Origin of the sequence: Streptomyces afghaniensis, assembly GCF_044327915.1 — a bacterium.
Lineage (GTDB): Bacteria > Actinomycetota > Actinomycetes > Streptomycetales > Streptomycetaceae > Streptomyces > Streptomyces afghaniensis.
In genome coordinates, this window is sequence record NZ_JBIRGJ010000005.1 from 133521 (window position 1) to 150542 (window position 17022).

General features: G+C 72.5%; 18 protein-coding genes and 1 riboswitch. Of the genes, 9 read left to right on the forward strand and 9 right to left on the reverse strand.

What is annotated here, in order from left to right; all coding sequences use genetic code 11:
• Positions 1 to 3: 3 nt before the first annotated feature.
• A riboswitch (cyclic di-AMP (ydaO/yuaA leader) is annotated at positions 4 to 184 on the reverse strand.
• Positions 185 to 551: 367 nt separating this feature from the next.
• Positions 552 to 860 (reverse strand): hypothetical protein, encoded by a 309-nt coding sequence (locus tag ACH4G3_RS19365; protein ID WP_397625637.1) that lies wholly within the window; start codon positions 858 to 860, stop codon positions 552 to 554.
• Between the two features lie 7 nt (positions 861 to 867).
• Positions 868 to 1503 (reverse strand): ATP-dependent Clp protease proteolytic subunit, encoded by a 636-nt coding sequence (locus ACH4G3_RS19370; RefSeq protein WP_397625638.1) that lies wholly within the window; start codon positions 1501 to 1503, stop codon positions 868 to 870.
• A gap of 90 nt (positions 1504 to 1593) precedes the next feature.
• On the opposite strand from ACH4G3_RS19370, the gene ACH4G3_RS19375 reads away from it, so the two are divergent.
• Positions 1594 to 1881 (forward strand): type II toxin-antitoxin system Phd/YefM family antitoxin, encoded by a 288-nt coding sequence (locus ACH4G3_RS19375; protein ID WP_397625639.1) that lies wholly within the window; start codon positions 1594 to 1596, stop codon positions 1879 to 1881.
• A gap of 77 nt (positions 1882 to 1958) precedes the next feature.
• Here the strand turns inward: ACH4G3_RS19375 and ACH4G3_RS19380 are convergent, their stop codons facing one another.
• Positions 1959 to 2954 carry an ABC transporter permease gene (locus ACH4G3_RS19380; protein ID WP_397625640.1) on the reverse strand — a complete coding sequence of 332 codons (996 nt, stop codon included), beginning with the start codon at positions 2952 to 2954 and terminating at the stop codon, positions 1959 to 1961.
• 132 nt (positions 2955 to 3086) lie between these two features.
• Between ACH4G3_RS19380 and ACH4G3_RS19385 the strand changes: the two genes are divergently transcribed.
• From ACH4G3_RS19385 to ACH4G3_RS19415, 7 genes are all read left to right on the forward strand, one after another.
• Positions 3087 to 3734: a TetR/AcrR family transcriptional regulator gene (locus ACH4G3_RS19385; protein WP_397625641.1), complete on the forward strand. Its 648-nt coding sequence runs from the start codon at positions 3087 to 3089 to the stop codon at positions 3732 to 3734.
• A gap of 111 nt (positions 3735 to 3845) precedes the next feature.
• Complete coding sequence (locus ACH4G3_RS19390) at positions 3846 to 4148, forward strand: urease subunit gamma (protein WP_020270782.1); 303 nt, start codon at positions 3846 to 3848, stop codon at positions 4146 to 4148.
• A gap of 13 nt (positions 4149 to 4161) precedes the next feature.
• Positions 4162 to 4473, forward strand: coding sequence for an urease subunit beta (locus ACH4G3_RS19395; protein WP_190050893.1), 312 nt, complete (start codon positions 4162 to 4164; stop codon positions 4471 to 4473).
• Entirely contained in the window at positions 4466 to 6187 is a 1722-nt protein-coding gene (locus tag ACH4G3_RS19400) for an urease subunit alpha (protein WP_397625642.1), read from the forward strand. The genes ACH4G3_RS19395 and ACH4G3_RS19400 overlap by 8 nt, the downstream gene beginning before the upstream one ends.
• A gap of 10 nt (positions 6188 to 6197) precedes the next feature.
• On the forward strand, positions 6198 to 6872 hold the full coding sequence (locus ACH4G3_RS19405; RefSeq protein WP_397625643.1) for an urease accessory protein UreF: 675 nt from the start codon (positions 6198 to 6200) through the stop codon (positions 6870 to 6872).
• 64 nt (positions 6873 to 6936) lie between these two features.
• Positions 6937 to 7626 carry an urease accessory protein UreG gene (ureG, locus tag ACH4G3_RS19410; RefSeq protein ID WP_397625644.1) on the forward strand — a complete coding sequence of 230 codons (690 nt, stop codon included), beginning with the start codon at positions 6937 to 6939 and terminating at the stop codon, positions 7624 to 7626.
• On the forward strand, positions 7608 to 8387 hold the full coding sequence (locus ACH4G3_RS19415) for an urease accessory protein UreD (protein WP_354739825.1): 780 nt from the start codon (positions 7608 to 7610) through the stop codon (positions 8385 to 8387). Before ureG ends, ACH4G3_RS19415 begins: the two co-directional genes overlap by 19 nt.
• 7 nt (positions 8388 to 8394) lie before the next feature.
• Here the strand turns inward: ACH4G3_RS19415 and ACH4G3_RS19420 are convergent, their stop codons facing one another.
• Positions 8395 to 9420: an NAD-dependent epimerase/dehydratase family protein gene (locus ACH4G3_RS19420; RefSeq protein WP_397625645.1), complete on the reverse strand. Its 1026-nt coding sequence runs from the start codon at positions 9418 to 9420 to the stop codon at positions 8395 to 8397.
• A 59-nt stretch (positions 9421 to 9479) separates the two neighbouring features.
• Positions 9480 to 10199 carry a lysophospholipid acyltransferase family protein gene (locus ACH4G3_RS19425; RefSeq protein WP_397625646.1) on the reverse strand — a complete coding sequence of 240 codons (720 nt, stop codon included), beginning with the start codon at positions 10197 to 10199 and terminating at the stop codon, positions 9480 to 9482.
• Positions 10200 to 10519: 320 nt separating this feature from the next.
• Between ACH4G3_RS19425 and ACH4G3_RS19430 the strand changes: the two genes are divergently transcribed.
• Positions 10520 to 10975 (forward strand): RpiB/LacA/LacB family sugar-phosphate isomerase, encoded by a 456-nt coding sequence (locus ACH4G3_RS19430; RefSeq protein WP_397625647.1) that lies wholly within the window; start codon positions 10520 to 10522, stop codon positions 10973 to 10975.
• Positions 10976 to 10983: 8 nt separating this feature from the next.
• Here the strand turns inward: ACH4G3_RS19430 and ACH4G3_RS19435 are convergent, their stop codons facing one another.
• The 4 genes from ACH4G3_RS19435 to ddaH all read right to left on the reverse strand — a co-directional run bounded on the left by ACH4G3_RS19435 (position 10984) and on the right by ddaH (position 16987).
• Positions 10984 to 12225 (reverse strand): PP2C family protein-serine/threonine phosphatase, encoded by a 1242-nt coding sequence (locus ACH4G3_RS19435; RefSeq protein WP_397625648.1) that lies wholly within the window; start codon positions 12223 to 12225, stop codon positions 10984 to 10986.
• 66 nt (positions 12226 to 12291) lie between these two features.
• Entirely contained in the window at positions 12292 to 14766 is a 2475-nt protein-coding gene (locus tag ACH4G3_RS19440) for a SpoIIE family protein phosphatase (RefSeq protein ID WP_397625649.1), read from the reverse strand.
• 167 nt (positions 14767 to 14933) lie between these two features.
• Positions 14934 to 16169 (reverse strand): ornithine--oxo-acid transaminase, encoded by a 1236-nt coding sequence (gene rocD, locus ACH4G3_RS19445; RefSeq protein WP_397625650.1) that lies wholly within the window; start codon positions 16167 to 16169, stop codon positions 14934 to 14936.
• The gene (gene ddaH, locus ACH4G3_RS19450) at positions 16166 to 16987 is read right to left on the reverse strand and encodes a dimethylargininase (protein ID WP_354739839.1); all 822 of its coding nucleotides are present in this window, start codon (positions 16985 to 16987) and stop codon (positions 16166 to 16168) included. The genes rocD and ddaH overlap by 4 nt, the downstream gene beginning before the upstream one ends.
• Positions 16988 to 17022 lie beyond the last annotated feature (35 nt).

The window sequence follows — 17022 nt, forward strand, 5'->3', positions numbered from 1 at the left end:
GCGCAACCCTTCGTCAGCCGCCTGTGAAGGATGACCTGTCGGATTCGGGCTGGCGAAGTTGCCCGGCCGCTGACGCGGCTTCACCCCAAGGGCTGCTCGGACCCGGTCATGGCGTGACCGTCCCGGCGACCCGTCGTGCTTGGGTCCTCCACTCCTGCCGATCCAATCCTGTCGACCGGTCATCCGGGCGGCGGCAGGACTCGGCGTCCGCCCGGACCGCCCCGCCGCTGTGGCGGGGGCTTGTCGTCAGACGGGATCTTGGCTCATGGTTGTCCCGAAATCCCAACGGAACCGGGGATTTGTGTTGTTACTCACCACTCACCCGTTCGGGTGGACACGTCTGTGTTCGAGCCGCGGTCCACAGGTCCACTGGCCGCCGGACCAGCGATGGAATGTCCCATTCCGCCCCTCGGCCACGCGCGTTGCGCAACTGTGAGGGGCCGAAAAAAGGACCCTCGTCTACTCCGAACAGCGGTACGTCGTTCGGCCCGTTTCGACTCAGGCCCGGACGCTCCGTCGACAGGGCGGGCGTCCGGGCCGGTGAGGCCGCGTCAACTGACGGACTCCGGGGGCAGAGTGAGGCGGGCCGTGCGCCGCTCGCCGTCCAGCACCCGCAGCGCCCGGCCGAGGGTGGCGGCGTGCAGTTCCGTCTCGCCCCGCTGGTGCATCAGCGTCAGCGCGTCACGCAGCGCGGTCGCCCTGCCCACCAGGGCCTGGGCGGCGCGCAGTCCACGGTAGGTGTCGCCGGGCAGCGCCGGGTTGATCCGGCCGAGCAGGTCGACGACCTCCAGATAACGGTCGATCAAGTCGGCCTCGGCGCGTGTCAGTGCGGGCAGCGGCGGCAGTTCGGGCGGGAGCACCGGCGGCTCACTCTCCGGTCGGCGGGGCCAGGGTGGCCTTGCGGTTGGGGACGATCCGGTCCACCAGGCCGTACTCCAACGCCTCCTGGGCGGTGAGGACCTTGTCGCGCTCGATGTCCGCGCTCACCTGCTCCCGGGTGCGGCCCGTGTGCCGGGCGAGCATCTCCTCCATGCGGGTCCGGATGCGCGTCAACTCGTCGGCCTGGATCGCCAGATCGCTGGCCTGTCCGCGGACCGGCTCGGGCAGGGCGGGCTGATGGATCACCAGACGCGCGTCCGGCAGCACGGACCGCTTGCCGGGTGTGCCCGCCGCCAGCAGCACCGAGGCGGCCGCGCCGGCCTGTCCCAGGCAGGTCGTCTCCACGTCACAGGCGACGTACTGCATCGTGTCGTAGATGGCCGCCATGGCGTGGAAGGTGCCGCCCGGGGAGTTGATGTAGAGCGAGATGTCGCGGTCGGGGGCCTGGTGCTCGAGGTACATGAACTGGGCCATCACGTCGTTCGCCGAGGTCTCGTCCACCGGCGCCCCGAGGAAGACGATCCGTCCCTCCAGGAGCTTGGAGTACGGGTCCATCGTCCGTTGCCCGGACGACGTGCGTTCGGTGAACTCGGGCAGCACGTGACGGGCGGACGGTCGGGTCATGGTGAACCCCTCCTCGCGGGCAGAGCCGTCTCCAGCGACAGCTGTCTCTGTAAAAAATGTACAGGACGTACGTGACGTTATGATGGGGGCATGGCCTACGAGATTCCGGTGACGCAAGCCAGGGCTGAGCTCGCCGACCTGATCAACCGCGTGGTGTACGGCGGCGAGCGCGTCGTCGTCACGCGGCACGGCAAGCCCCTCGTCGCCCTCGTCTCAGCCGATGACCTGCGGCGACTCGACGAGACCCAGGAGCTCGCGGAGCCCGCGGAGGAGCAGGTGATCAGCGCGGTCTCCACGGTCCGCGAGGTCGCGTCCGCTCCTCGCGAACAGCAGCGGTTCGGGATCGCGGCGGAGCACCGGAGGGCCGGCCCGGCCTGATGAAAGACCGTGCATCCCCGTCCGCTACGGCGGGGACGCACGGTCGCTTTCTGTGACGCTGCCCGGCGGGGCGGTGGTCAGCCGATGGCCGACAGCTCCCGCCGGTCGGACGCGGGCTCACCGTCCGTCTTCCGTGCCCTGAGCGAGCTGCCGAGCAGTACGGCACCCAGGCCCAGCGCCGCCCACCAGGTCAGGGTCAGGGCGGGGCCGGTCGCCGCCGCGCCGTCGAAGTACGACACCGAGCGCAGCAGCGTCGTACCCGCGCCGGGCGGCAGCCACTGGCCGATCGCGCCGGCCGGCTCCGGCAGCATCTGCGGGGCCGAGGAGGCGCCGGAGAAGGGGTTGCCGAGGAGCATCACCACGGCTCCGGCGATCCCGATGCCGGCGGTGCCGACCAGGGCGGCGAGGCCGGCGACGGCGCCGCTGACGGCCAGTGCCGACAGTCCGAGCACGGCGGCCTCCGTCCACCAGTCGCCCGTGAGCACCCCGAGCCAGCTGTGCGCGATCCCGGCCGCGGCCATGCCCACCAGTGCGGACGCGCCGAGCAGCGCGGCCACGGCCCGGACACCGCGCAGCCCCAGCACGGTGACCACCGCGCCCGCCGCGATGCCGGCCAGGGCGAGGGGCAGCACGGCGGCGTTGAAGGCGGCCCCGCGCGGATCGCTCGCCGGAGTGGCCACGACGTCGACCGTCCTGACCTGCGTGCCCTCGGCGGCGGCCTGCTGCGCCACCGCCTGTTGGAGGAACTGGGCGACGGCCGGCCCCGCGGCGGACGCGGTGAGCAGTTCAGGACCCTGCGGAGTGACGACCATCGCGCCGTACACGGTCCGATCCTCGATGGCGTCCCGGGCTGCGGCCTCGTCGGCGTAGTGGTGGATCTCGAAGGCGCCCTCACGCTGCTCCAGTCGCTTCTCCAGCTGTGCTGTCGCGGCGGGCGGTCCCGCCACGCCCAGCGGCAGGTCGCGCGGCGCGGTGCGGGCGGCCGGCCAGGCGAAGGCCCACAGGGCCAGGGCCGCGAGCGCGGGCACGAGGACGACGACCGCTATCAGGCGGCGGGTCTGGGTGGCGGGCATGAGGATCTCCTGGAGCGGCAGACGGTGGTGCCGGGCGATTAAAAAGAAGGATCGTTCGTTTTTGCGTTGCCACCACCGTGCGGCGCCCACCGTCGCTTGTCAAGAATGAATATTCGTTTTACGTTGTGGACCATGGCCCGCGTGTCCCAGGAACACCTCGATGCCCGCCGCCGGCAGATCCTCGACGGCGCCGCGCTCTGCTTCGCCCGCAACGGCTTCCACGCCACGTCCATGCAGGACGTGCTGAAGGAGGTCGGCCTCTCCGCCGGTGCCGTCTACCGCTACTTCAGTGGCAAGGAGGAGCTGATCGCGGCGATCGTCGGCGAGGTGCTCGGCTCTGTCCGCGCCGCCTTCGAGGAGGCGCTGCGGCAGAGCCCGCCCCCACCGCCGGACGAACTCGTCGCGACCGTCCTCGGCACGGTGCTCGCCGCCCGCGAGTCCCTGCGCGTCGACGGCAAGCCCGCGTTCCCGAGCCTCGTCATCCAGGTGTGGCCGGAGACGCTGCGCAACGAGGAACTGGCGGCCGTCCTGCGGGAGGGCTACGGGTCCGTCCGCGCAGCCTGGGCGAAGATCGTCGAGGACTACCAGCAGACCGGGATGATGCGGCCGGACATCGAACCGGACCATGTGGCCCGCACGATGATCGCCGCCGTGCTCGGATTCATCGCCCAGCAGTCCCTCTTCGGCCCCACCCCGGTCGAGGTCCTCCGGGACGGTCTGCGGGCACTGATGAGCATGGGGGACGAGAACACCACAACCGGTGGATCACAGCTCGGTTAACGTGCCCGAAACGCGGCCCAATTAGCCTGCCGCCACGCCACCAGGGCTTTTCCCCCGTGGCTGCGGCAGCCGGGCCCCGCACGGTCCGGAGCGAGGACTGTGAGGTGGGACGTGCAACTGACCCCGCACGAGCAAGAGAGGCTGCTGATCCACGTGGCGGCCGACGTGGCAGAGAAGCGCCGGGCCCGAGGGCTGAAGCTCAACCACCCCGAGGCCATCGCGCTCATCACGTCGCACATCCTCGAAGGCGCGCGTGACGGCCGTACCGTCGCCGAGCTCATGTCCTCCGGGCGCAAGCTGCTCACCAGGGACGACGTCATGGAGGGCATCCCGGAGATGATCCACGACGTGCAGGTGGAGGCGACGTTCCCGGACGGCACCAAGCTCGTCACCGTTCACGATCCGATCGTCTGACGAGGAGACCGCCGTGATTCCCGGAGAGATCCTCTTCGCCGACGGACCGATTGCGTACAACGAGGGCCGCGAGGTCACCCGGCTCACCGTCCTCAACGCCGCCGACCGGCCCGTCCAGGTCGGCTCCCACTACCACTTCGCCGAGGCCAATCCCGGTCTGGAGTTCGACCGCGCCGCCGCGCGCGGCAAGCGGCTGAACGTCGCCGCCGGCACGGCCGTGCGCTTCGAACCCGGGATCCCCGTCGATGTCGAACTCGTTCCGCTGACCGGCGCCCGCGTCGTGCCCGGTCTGCGCGGGGAGACCGGAGGTGCCCTCGATGCCTGAGATCTCGCGTGCCGCGTACGCCGACCTGTTCGGCCCGACGACCGGCGACCGGATCCGGCTCGCCGACACCGATCTGGTGGTCGAGATCGAGGAGGATCGTTCCGGCGGGCCCGGGCGCGCCGGCGACGAGGCCGTGTTCGGCGGCGGCAAGGTCATCCGCGAGTCCATGGGCCAGGCGCGCACCACCCGTGCGGAGGGCACCCCGGACACCGTCGTCACCGGCGCGGTGATCATCGACCACTGGGGCATCGTCAAGGCCGACGTCGGTATCCGCGACGGGCGGATCACCGGGATCGGCAAGGCCGGCAACCCCGACACCATGGACGGTGTGCACCCGGACCTGGTCATCGGCCCCGAGACCGAGATCATCGCCGGCAACGGGCGGATCCTCACGGCCGGCGCGATCGACGCCCACGTGCACTTCATCTGCCCGCAGATCGCCGACGAGGCGCTGTCCGCGGGCATCACGACCCTCGTCGGCGGCGGCACGGGCCCCGCGGAGGGCTCCAAGGCCACCACGGTGACCCCCGGGCCCTGGCATCTCGCGCGGATGCTGGAGGCCATGGAGGCCTATCCGCTCAACATCGGTCTGCTAGGCAAGGGCAACACCGTCTCCCACGAGGCGATGCTCTCGCAGATCCGGGGCGGGGCACTCGGCCTGAAGCTGCACGAGGACTGGGGCTCGACCCCGGCCGTCATCGACGCCTCGCTGACCGTCGCCGGACAGACCGGCGTCCAGGTCGCCATCCACACGGACACGCTGAACGAGGCCGGTTTCGTCGGCGACACGCTCGCCGCGATCGCCGGGCGGGGCATCCATGCGTACCACACCGAGGGCGCGGGCGGCGGGCACGCGCCGGACATCATGACCGTGGTCTCCGAGCCGCACGTGCTGCCGAGCTCCACGAATCCGACCCGGCCGTTCACCGTCAACACCGCCGAGGAACACCTCGACATGCTGATGGTGTGCCACCACCTCAACCCGGCCGTGCCGGAGGACCTGGCCTTCGCCGAATCCAGGATCCGGCCGTCCACGATCGGCGCCGAGGACGTGCTGCACGACCTGGGCGCGATCTCGATCATCTCCTCCGACTCCCAGGCCATGGGGCGCGTGGGCGAGGTCGTCATGCGGACCTGGCAGACCGCGCACGTGATGAAGCGGCGCCGGGGTGCGCTGCCCGGGGACGGCCGCGCCGACAACCGGCGGGTACGTCGCTATGTCGCCAAGTACACGATCAACCCGGCGCTCGCCCAGGGCCTGGCCCGGGAGATCGGGTCGGTGGAGAGCGGCAAGCTGGCCGACCTGGTGCTGTGGGAGCCGGCCTTCTTCGGCGTCAAGCCGCACCTCGTGATCAAGAGCGGGCAGATCGCCTACGCGCAGATGGGCGACGCCAACGCCTCGATCCCCACACCGCAGCCGGTCCTGCCGCGCCCGATGTTCGGGGCGATCGGGCGGTCGCCCGCCGCCAACTCCGTGAACTTCGTCGCGCCCCTGGCCGTCGAGGACGGGCTGCCGGAGCGGCTGGGCCTCGGGAAGCGGTTCGTGGCGATCGAGTCGACGCGCGGGGTCACCAAGGCCGACATGCGGGAGAACGACGCCCGGCCCGAGGTACGGGTCGATCCCGACAGCTTCGCCGTGCACATCGACGGCGAGCTGGTCGAGGCGGCACCGGCGGCCGAACTGCCCATGGCCCAGCGGTACTTCCTGTTCTGAGGACGTCCTGATGTCACGTGCGGCACTTCTCGTCCTGGCCGACGGCCGGTTCCCCGCCGGCGGCCACGCCCACTCCGGCGGGGCGGAGGCGGCCGTCAAGGCCGGGCGGATCAGGGGAGCGGCGAGCCTGGCGGACTTCTGCCGGGGGCGGCTGCACACCGCCGGTTCGGTGGCGGCGTCCCTTTCCGCGGCTGCCGCGCTGGGGATCGACCCGGTCACGCTGGACCGTGCCGCGGACGCCCGTACGCCCTCGCCCGCGCTGCGGGGCGCCGCGCGCAAGCTGGGACGGCAGCTGATGCGGGCCGCCCGGGCGACCTGGCCGTCCGCCGAACTGGACGCGCTGGCGAGGGAGTTCCCCAAGGGCGCCCACCAGCCGGTGGTGCTGGGGCTGGCGGCGCGGGCGGCCGGTCTCGGGCCGGTCGACGCGGCGTACTGCGCGGCGTACGAGAGCGTCAGCGGGCCCGCCACGGCGACGGTGCGGTTGCTGAGTCTTGACCCCTTCGACGCGACGGGGGTGCTGGCCCGGCTGGCGCCGGACGTGGACCGCGTCGTGGACCGGGCGGTGGAGGCGGCACGGAGGGTGGTCGACGAGGGGGTCGACGCCCTGCCGGCGGGGTCGGCGCCGTTGCTGGAGATCGGGGCGGAGGTGCACGCGGCCTGGCCCGTGCGGCTGTTCGCCTCATAGGCACTCGATCAATCCCCCCGGACCACCACTCGAATCAGTCGGACAAGAACGCAGGAGCCGCCCCATGCACCTCGACCACGACCTCACCCACGACGGCCCCGGGGCCGTGAGCGCCGACGCCCTCCGCCCCGACGGCAGCCGCCGGGCCCTGCGGATCGGACTCGGCGGGCCCGTGGGGTCCGGGAAGACCGCCACCGTCGCCGCGCTGTGCCGCGCGTTGCGGGACGAGCTGTCCCTCGCGGTCGTCACCAACGACATCTACACCCGCGAGGACGCCGAGTTCCTGCTCCGGGAGGCCGTGCTGCCGCCCGAGCGGATCACCGCGGTGGAGACGGGAGCCTGCCCGCACACCGCGATCCGGGACGACATCTCCGCCAACCTGGAAGCGGTGGAGGACCTGGAGGACGCGGTCGGACCGCTGGACCTGGTCCTCGTGGAGTCCGGCGGGGACAACCTCACCGCGACCTTCTCCAAGGGGCTCGTCGACGCGCAGATCTTCGTGATCGACGTGGCAGGGGGCGACGACATTCCGCGCAAGGGCGGGCCGGGCGTGACCACCGCCGACCTGCTCGTCGTCAACAAGACCGACCTCGCGCCGTACGTCGGCTCGGACCTCGCGCGGATGGCGGCCGACGCCAAGGCGCAGCGGGCCGAGCTGCCGGTCGTCTTCCAGTCGCTGCGCAGCGAGCCCGGGGTGTCGGATGTCGCCGCCTGGGTGCGTGCGCAGCTCGCCGCGTGGACGGCACGGGCGTGAACAGCGCCGGGGTGCGCTCCGTCGCGAGGATCGTCGCCCGGGACGACGGCCGGGGCAGCACGGCCCTGCCCGTGCTGGAGAGTGACGGGCCTCTGGCGCTGCGGCGCACGCGGGCGAGCGGCACCGAGGCACGGGTCATGCTGGTCGGGGCGATGAGCGGGCCGCTCGGCGGCGACCACTTCACCGTGCGGGCCCGGGTGGAGGAGGGAGCGCGGCTGTCCGTCGGTTCGGCCGCCGCCACCATCGCCCTGCCGGGTCAGGCCAAGGGAGAGGCCCGCTACGACGTCCGGCTCGATGTCGCCGACCGGGCCGAACTGCACTGGCTGCCCGAGCAGTTGATCTCCGCCCAGGGCAGTGATCTGTACGTGACGACCCGCATCGAACTCGCCGCCACGGCCCGGCTCGTGCTGCGCGAGGAGCAGGTGCTCGGCCGGGCCGGTGAAGAGCCCGGGCGGCTGACGAGCCGGCTGACCGTGCGGGTCGCCGGGCAGGTCGTGCTCGACCAGGAACTGGCCTGCGGGCCCGGCGCGCCGGGCGGCTGGGACGGCCCCGCGGTGCTCGCCGGTCACCGGGCGGTCGGGCAACTGGTCGTCGTACGACCGGAGTTCGCCGCCGAGCCGGTGCCGGCCCGGGCACTCGGAGAAGGGGCCTCGGTCGTCCCGCTCGCCGGTCCCGCCGCCCTGGTGACCGCCGTGGCGCCGGACGCGCTGCGGCTGCGACGGCTGCTGGACGAGGCGTCGGCGTCTCTCATGGAGGCGTAGGCCTCCCTCAGGTCCCGAAGGAGGCGTCCTCCGCCGCGTAGTCGAACAGGTCGGGATAGATCCGTGCGAGCGTCGGGAACGCATCCTGCCAGTCCTGCCCGGACACTCGGCGGGTGAGCCAGTCGACCGTCTCCGGCAGGCTCTCGGCGTAGGACACGACCGGCCGGTAGCCCAACTCCCGTTCCGCCGCCGTCATGTCGAAGACCACCGGCAGCTCCACCGACCAGGGCGAGCTGCCCACGGACGGCGAGGGTGCCGCCCCGTCCACCAGCACGGTCTCCGTCTCCACTCCCATCACCGCGTCCACCGCCGCTCCGATCTCGGCCACCGTCGGCGGCTGCGGATCACAGGCGTTGAGCACCCGCGAGCCGGGCCGGGCGGCCGCCAGCCGGATCAGTTCGGCGATGTTCCGGGCGGCCGACGTGTGGAAGCGGCTCTCGCCCCGGTGGGCGAGCACCCGCCTGCGCCGGCCGTCGAGGTTCCGTTTCACGAAGTACAGCTCGCGGGGGAGCGGGCTGTGGGGGCCGTGGATCGCCCCCGCGCGCAGCAGGGTCGCGGGCAACCGGTCGCCCGCCGCGAGGAGTTCCCGCTCCAGTGCGGCCTTGCCGGTGCTGTAGGTGGCGTCCCCCGGCGGGACCGTCGGCTGGTCCTCCGAGACGGGCACGGGGTACTGCGGGAAACCGCCCGGTTCGCTCATCGTGTCGAAGCCGCGGCCCGTGCCGTCCTCGTACACCGACACCGTCGACACGACCACGGCCGAGCCGATGCGGTCGGCCGCCCCGGTCAACTGCCGTGCGTGCCGGGCTCCGTAGGCGACGATGTCGACCACGAGGTCGCAGCCGTCGCCGATCAGCGCGCCGAGCGCCGCGTCGTCCTCGCGGTCCAGCCGCACCGCCCGAACCTCGCCGGGCCAGCCCTCGTCCCGTGCCCCGCCGCGCGACGCGGCCGTCACCTCCCAGCCGTCCCGCGCCAGCGCCTCCACCGCCGGCCGCCCGATCTGCCCGCCGGCCCCGATCACCACAGCACGTCTCATCCTGCGACCCTAGATCGCCGAGGCGGCCGCGGATACGGCTTCTGCCGACAGCAGACACCTCAACTGAGCGGTATGCGCGGGAACTTCCGCTCCTTCGCGGCGGCGGCCTCCTCGGCCTTCACGACGGCCGCGTACTGGTCGACGTACTCCTGCCCGGACAGGGAGAGGATCGCGTACATGATCTCGTCGGTGACGGCGCGCAGGATGGCCTTCTCGTTCTCCATGCCCTCGTAGCGGGAGAAGTCGAGGGGCTTGCCGAAGCGGATCACGACGGGGTGGACGTTGGGGATGACCTTGCCGGGCGGCTGGGCCTCGAAGGTGCCGATCATCGCGCAGGGGATGACCGGGACACCGGCCTTGAGGGCCATGACCGCGACGCCGACCTTGCCCTTGTAGAGCCGGCCGTCGTGCGAGCGCGTGCCCTCCGGGTAGATGCCGAGCAACTCGTCCTTGCTCAGCACGCCGAGTCCCTCGCGGATCGCGGCCTGCCCGGCGTCCTTGCCGGAGCGGTCGACGGGGATCTGCCCGGCGCTGCGGAAGAACGACGCCGTCAGGCGGCCCTTGATGCCGGGGCCCGTGAAGTACTCGGCCTTCGCGAGGAAGGTGATGCGCCGCTTGAGGACCGCGGGCATCAGGAAGTGGTCCGAGAACGACAGGTGATTGCCGGCGATGATGGCGGCGCCCTCCGAAGGGACGTGCTCCAGGCCTTCTATTCGAGGCCGGAAAACCAGTCGCAGCAGCGGTCCCAGCAGCACGTATTTCAGCAGGTAGTAGAACAAAGCGGGCGCTCCTCGACTCTTGCGGTGGACTTCAACCGCCGCGTTCCAGCAGGTCAACCGGCATGTCGTGGGGTGCCAGTGTAGGTGCAGGCATGGCCACCGGGCACCTCGTGCGACCGGACCGCGCCGATCCTTTGCAGATTGACTGACGGTCAGTCAGGGAGGTGTCTCCGGTGGTGCTCATGCGGCTGGGGAGGACCGCGGGACCAGCGTGCTGCTCCATGCGGGTGACCGGCAAGCCGAACGGCCCGCGTGGCGGGATACGAGGGGTGCCTGGCCAACCCCTGGTTCTTGCGGCCCCGGCGAGTAGTCTGCGAAGCATGCGGATCTCTGTTTCCTCGGACATGGACGAGCCCGTCGCCCGCGCCCTCGTGGCCGCGCTGCGCGAGCGAGGACACGAGGTGCGCCCGCACGGCGCGCTGCGCCCCGGGGACGACCCCCAGTGGGCGGTGTGCTCTCAGGCCGCGGCCCGCGAGGTCGCCGACGGCGCGGCCGACCAGGCGGTGGTGTGCTGCTGGACCGGCACGGGCGCCTCGATCGCCGCGAACAAGGTGCCGGGCGTCCGGGCCGCCCTGTGCACGGACGCCTACACGGCCGACGGGGCCCGCCGCTGGAACGACGCCAACGTCCTCGCGCTCAGCCTGCGGCTCACGTCCGAGCCGCTGCTGAAGGAGATCCTCGACGCGTGGTTCGCCGGCGAGCCCAGCGCGGACGCCGAGGACCGGCAGAACGTGGACCGCGTACGGCTGCTCGACCACGGCGGCACCCGCCGCTGAAGCCCGGCTCACAGCCGCACGATGATCAGGGCGGTGTCGTCGGTGGCGCCGCCGGGCGGCAGCAGTTCCAGCAGGACGGTGTCGGCGAGGCGCTCGGGATCCTGCTCCCGGTTCCGGTACAGCGCGTCGGCGAGACGCGCCAGGCCGGTGTCGATGTCCTCGCCGCGCCGCTCGACCAGGCCGTCGGTGTACAGCACGAGCGTGGCACCCGGCGTGAACGCCGTCTCGGCCTGTGGTCTCGGGATCGGGTCGGGGCGGGCGTCGAGCGGCGTGTCCGTGGCCCCGTCGAGGAACTCGGCACGGCCGTCGGGGTGGATCAGTACGGGCGGGAGATGGCCGGCGCTGCTGTAGGCGATGGCGTGCCGGTCGAAGTCGATGAAGGTCGTCACGGCGGTCGCCGACTCGGCGCCCTCGACCACATGGGCGTAGCGCCCCAGCACGTCCAGGGCCTGGGCCGGGCCCTCGGCGACCCGGGAGGCCGCGCTGAGCGCGCTGCGCAGCTGGCCCATGACACCGGCGGCCGCCAGCCCGTGCCCGACCACGTCACCCACGGACACGCCGACCCGGTTGCCGCCGACCAGGTCGACCAGGTCGTACCAGTCCCCGCACACGTTCAGCGCGCCCACGGCGGGCCGGTACCGGACGGCGGCCCGGTGGTGGTGGCTGACCTGACGGCGGTCGGGCAGCATCGCCTCCTGGAGCGCCATGGCCACCTCCCGCTCCCGGGAGTGCGCCTGACGCAGCCGCTCGTTGAGCTCCTGGAGCTCGCGGGCGCGGGTGTACAGCTCGGCTTCCAGGACCCGGGACCGGCCGCCCCGGCCTCCCCCCGAGCGGCCCCGGGCCCGGATCAGCTCCGTGACCTCCTCCACCCGGTGCAGGATCAGCGCCACCTTGCCGTCGGGGCCGAGCAGCGGCGCGTTCACCGGACTCCAGTAGCGCTCCTGCCACTGCCCGGGCCGCTCGGGATCCTCGACGTCGTAGCGCTGGAGGGCCATGGCGTCACGTTCCCCGGTCGCCAGGACCCGGTACAGCGAGGCCTCCAGGTTGCGCATGCCCGTCGAGGCCGGATCGTTGGGGTTGTCGGGGAAGACGTCGAACAGGTAGTGCCCGACCAGCTGCTCGCGGGAGCGGCCGGACACCCGGACGAACTCCTCGTTGACGTCCGCGTACACCAGCTCGGGCGTCAGCAGCGCCACCATGCCGGGCAGGGCCTGGAACACCGCCGAGTAGTCGATCGCCGAATCCGTCATGGCTGCCGCCTCACCACTGCCGGGTCTGACCAGTTTCCCACGGTATGGGCGAACCTGGCTCCGGCTTCACTCCAGGAGCGCCGCCACGGGCAGCTCGGCGAGCTCCGTCAGGGACTGCTCCGCCCAGATGACCTTCCCCTCGGGGACGAACCGCGTGCCCCACCGCTGGGTCAGCTGGGAGACCAGCAGCAGACCGCGCCCGCCCTCGTCCGTGGTGCGGGGATGGCGCAGATGGGGCGCGGTGGCGCCGCTGTCGAAGACCTCGCAGACCAGGGCGCGCTCCCGGATCAGGCGGAGCCGGATGGGCCCGCCGGCATGCCGGATGGCGTTGGTGACCAGCTCGCTCACCACCAGTTCCGTGGTGAACGCCAGTTCCTCCAGCCCCCAGCGGGCAAGCTGCCGGGTGGCCCGGCGGCGGGCGTCGGCGACGAGGGCTGGGTCCGGGTCCAGATCCCAGGCCGCGACCTGCTCGGTGCCCAGGCGCTTCGTACGGGCCATCAGCAGGGCCACGTCGTCGTAGGGGCGCGCCGGGACCAGCGCGTCGACGACGCTCCGGCAGTGCGCATCGAGCGGGCCCGCCCCCTGCAGCGCCCGGCGCAGCCGTTCCCGGCCGGCGTCGACGGCCCAGGTCTCGGTCCGGGCCAGCAGCCCGTCCGTGTGCAGGGCGAGGGTGCTGCCCTCCTCGAGGGACAGCTCGACCGCCTCGAAGGGCGGACCGCCCACGCCGAGCGGCGGCCCCTGCGGGAGATCGACGAACGTGACCGAGCCGTCGGGCCGGACCACGGCCGGCACCGGATGGCCCGCGGCGGCCATCGCGCACCCGCCGTCGACCGGGTCGTAGACGACGTACACACATCCGGAGCCCACGCGCTGCGTGCCCGCGGAGCCCACCGTGCCCGGTTCGGCGCCCTCTTCCCGGGCCGACCGCGCCACCAGGTCGTCCAGATGGGCCAGTACCTCCTCGGGTGGCAGATCCTGAACGGCCAGCGTCCGTACGGCCGTCCGCAACTGCCCCATGGCCGCGGCGGCGTCGATGCCGTGCCCGGGCACCTCGCCCACGACGAGCGCGACGCGCGCCCCGGACAGCGGGATGAGGTCGTACCAGTCGCCGCCCAGGCCGGTCAGCTCGTCCGCGGGCCGGTAACACGCGGCCACCTCGACCGCGTCCTGCTCGGGCAGCCGGTGGGGGAGCAGACTGCGCTGGAGGACGAGCGCGGCGTCGCGCTCGCGCGTGTAGCGCCGGGCGTTGTCCACGCAGACGGCCGCGCGGGAGACGAGGTCCTCGGCCAGTCGCAGGTCCTCCCCGTCGAAGGGCTCCCGGCCGTGGCGCCGGAAGAGGGTGGTGATCCCGAGGGTGGTGCCGCGAGCCCGGATCGGCACGACCATCACGCTGTGCAGGCCCAGCTCCGAGAACGTGGATCGCCGGCCGCCCGGGACGTCCGTGACCCACACCCGGTCCAGTGGGTCGAGCCGCTCCGCGTGCCAGGTCCGTCCCGTGGTCAGACAGCGGACCGGGGGCGACCCGGCCGGGTACGTCGCGACCTCGCCGATCCCGACGACGGCCTGCGGGACGCCCTCCTGCGTGGACCGGTGGCCCGCCCGGCGCAGCGCCACCGGATCGGTGTCCGCGAGCGGCCCGGGCGTCACCTCGGCGCCCCTCAGCACCGTCTCCAGCAGGTCCACGGTGACGAGGTCGGCCAGTCCCGGCACGGTCACGTCGGCCAGTTCCTGCGCGGTGCGCGTGAGGTCCAGGCTGCGGCCGATGTTCTCGTTGGCCCGGTCGAGGAGTGCCAGCCGCTGCCGGGCGCGGTGCCGCTCGGTCATGTCGACGACCGTGTAGTACACGCCCAACGGACGGCCCCGGTCGTCCTCCAGCCGGGTGAACGACAGCATGTGCGCGGTCTCGCGCAGCGGCGCCGACACCACACGGCCCACGTGCTCGTACCCGACCACGGCCTCACCGGTCTCCAGCACGTGCCGCATCTGCGCCTCGACCGCCTGGGCGTCCAGGCCCGGCTGCACGTCCGCGAAGCGCAGGCCGAGCCGCCGGGGTGGCGGTCCGCCGCCGAACTGCTCCAGAGCGGCGTTCGACCACACGAAACGCAGGTCCGTGTCCACGATCGCGATACCGACCGGGGCGTCGGCCACCATCCGCTCCAGCACCGTGCGGCTCATGTCCCAGCCGGGCGCGTCGGCCAGCTCCGACAGCAGCACCAGCCAGCGTGAGGCGCCGTGCGCCTCCTCGGCCGAGGTGATTCGGGCCGCGACCCTCACCGGCTGCCCGTCCCGGTGGCGGGCCGTCAGCAGCCCCGTCCAGCCGCCGTCCCTGCGGCACCGCTCGACCAGGTCCGGCACGCGCTGCGCGTCCTCGGCGGTCAGCAGATCCGCCAGCTTCCTGCCGACCGCCTCGGCAGCCGGGTACGCCAGCAGCCGCCGGGCCTCGCTGGTCCAGCCCGTCACCACGCCCTGCGGATCGAGCAACAGGGGCACGGCGTCGGCCACGTCGAACCGCCGCCGACCGTACTCCTCGTGTGCGCCCACGGCCGACCTCTCTGTCGCTGAGAGTGGTCTACCACCTCTTGCCCCAATCTTCACCCTTCCGGCACGCGGGGGCGGCTTGTACGGGGCCGGTCGGGGCGGTTGACGGCGCACTCGCCGGGCGGCTCGTGGCGCGTTCGGCCCTCGGTCCGCCGCAGCCCCTCTGTCTCCTACCGCAGCACCTTCTCCAGCGAGCCGAGTGCCCCTTCGAGCTCCTCGGTCGTGATGGTGAGCGGTGGGGCCAGCCGGATCGTGGAGCCGTGAGTGTCCTTGACCAGGATTCCCTCCCGCATGAGGCGTTCGCTGATCTCGCGGCCCGTGCCGAGCGCGGGGTCGACGTCGACGCCCGCCCACAGCCCCCGCGAGCGGAAGCCGACGACGCCCTTGCCGACCAGCCCGGTCAGACCGTCCCGCAGGACCGCGCCCAGCTCGGTCGCGCGGCGCTGGAACTCGCCCGTCTCCAGCAGCTCGACCACCGCCGTGCCGACCGCGGCCGCCAGCGGGTTGCCGCCGAAGGTCGACCCGTGCTCTCCGGGGTGCAGCACCCCGAGCACCTCCCGGCGCCCGACCACCGCGGACACCGGCACGATGCCGCCGCCCAGCGCCTTGCCCAGCAGCACCACGTCCGGCACGACCGACTCGTGCTCGACGGCCAGCGTGCTGCCCGTACGGCCGAGCCCGGACTGGATCTCGTCCGCGACGAACAGGCACCCCTTGCGGCGGGTCAGCTCCCGCACGCCGGCCAGGTAGCCGTCGTCCGGGATGATCACCCCGGCCTCGCCCTGGACCGGCTCGATCAGCACCGCGGCCGTGGTCTCGTCGACCGCCTCCTCCAGCGCGGCCAGGTCGTTGTACGGCACGATCCGGAAGCCCGGCGTGAAGGGCCCGAAGCCCGCCCGGGCCGTCTCGTCCGTGGAGAAGCTGACGATCGTCGTCGTCCGGCCGTGGAAGTTGTCCGCCGCGACCACGATCGTCGCCCGGTCCGCCGGGACGCCCTTGACGTCGTACGCCCACTTGCGGGCCACCTTCACCCCGCTCTCCACCGCCTCCGCACCGGTGTTCATGGGCAGCACCATGTCCATGTCGGTCAGCGCCGCCAGCCGCTCCGCGAACTCGGCGAGCCGGTCGTTGTGGAAGGCCCGCGAGGTCAGGGTCAGCCGGTCGAGCTGGCGATGGGCCGCCTCGATCAGTGCCGGGTGCCGGTGCCCGAAGTTGAGCGCCGAATAGCCGGCCAGCATGTCGAGGTAGCGCCGCCCCTCCACGTCCTCCACCCAGGTGCCCTCGGCGCGGGCGACGACCACGGGCAGCGGGTGGTAGTTGTGCGCGAGGACCGGCTCCTCCGCGCGGATGAGCTCCTGGGAGCCGCGGGTCCCCTGCGGGTCCTGGGTACGGACGGGTGCGGTCATGAGCGGATCTCCCGGATCTCCTGGGTGCAGCACTTGATGCCGCCACCGGCCTTCTGGAACTCGGACAGGTCGACGGGGACGGGGACGTAACCACGGCCGGCGAGCCGGCCGGCCAGGGCCGTCGCCCCCGGTGAGATGAACACGTGCCGCCCGTCGGAGACGGAGTTGAGCCCGAACGCCATCGCGTCCTCGCGGGTGGCGAGCACCGCGTCCGGGTACAGCCGGGCCAGCACCTCGCGGCTGCCCGGCGAGAACGCCTCGGGGTAGTAGGCGATGTTGTCGTCGTCGAGGACGAAGAGCGCCGTGTCCAGGTGGTAGAAGTACGGGTCGACCAGCGTCAGGCTGATCACCGGCGTCCCGAAGTACTCCTGCACCTCGCTGTGCGCCTCCCGGGTGGTCCGGAAGCCCGTCCCGGCCAGGATCCAGCGGCCGGCCGGCACCAGGTCGCCCTCGCCCTCGCACACCGACTCGGGGTGGTAGACCTCGTAGCCCTCCGACTTGAACCACGCCTCGTACGGCACGGATTCGGGGCGGCGCTCGGGCGCGTGGAAGAGGGAGCCGAAGACGCGGCCGTCCACGACGACCGCCGCGTTCGCGGCGAAGACCATGTCGGGCAGACCGGGAACGGGTTTCACAGTGTCCACGGTATGGCCGTGGGCGCGGTAAGTGTCGACCAGCGCCTGCCACTGGTCCAGTGCGCGGATGACGTCGACGGGTTCGTCGGGATGCATCCACGGGTTGATCGCGTACTGCACGGCGAAGTGTCTGGGTTCGCAGACGAGGTAGCGCCGCCGGCGCGGCACACGGGAGTCGGGCACAGAGGGGTCCCTCCGCTTCCTCACGGTGTGTGACT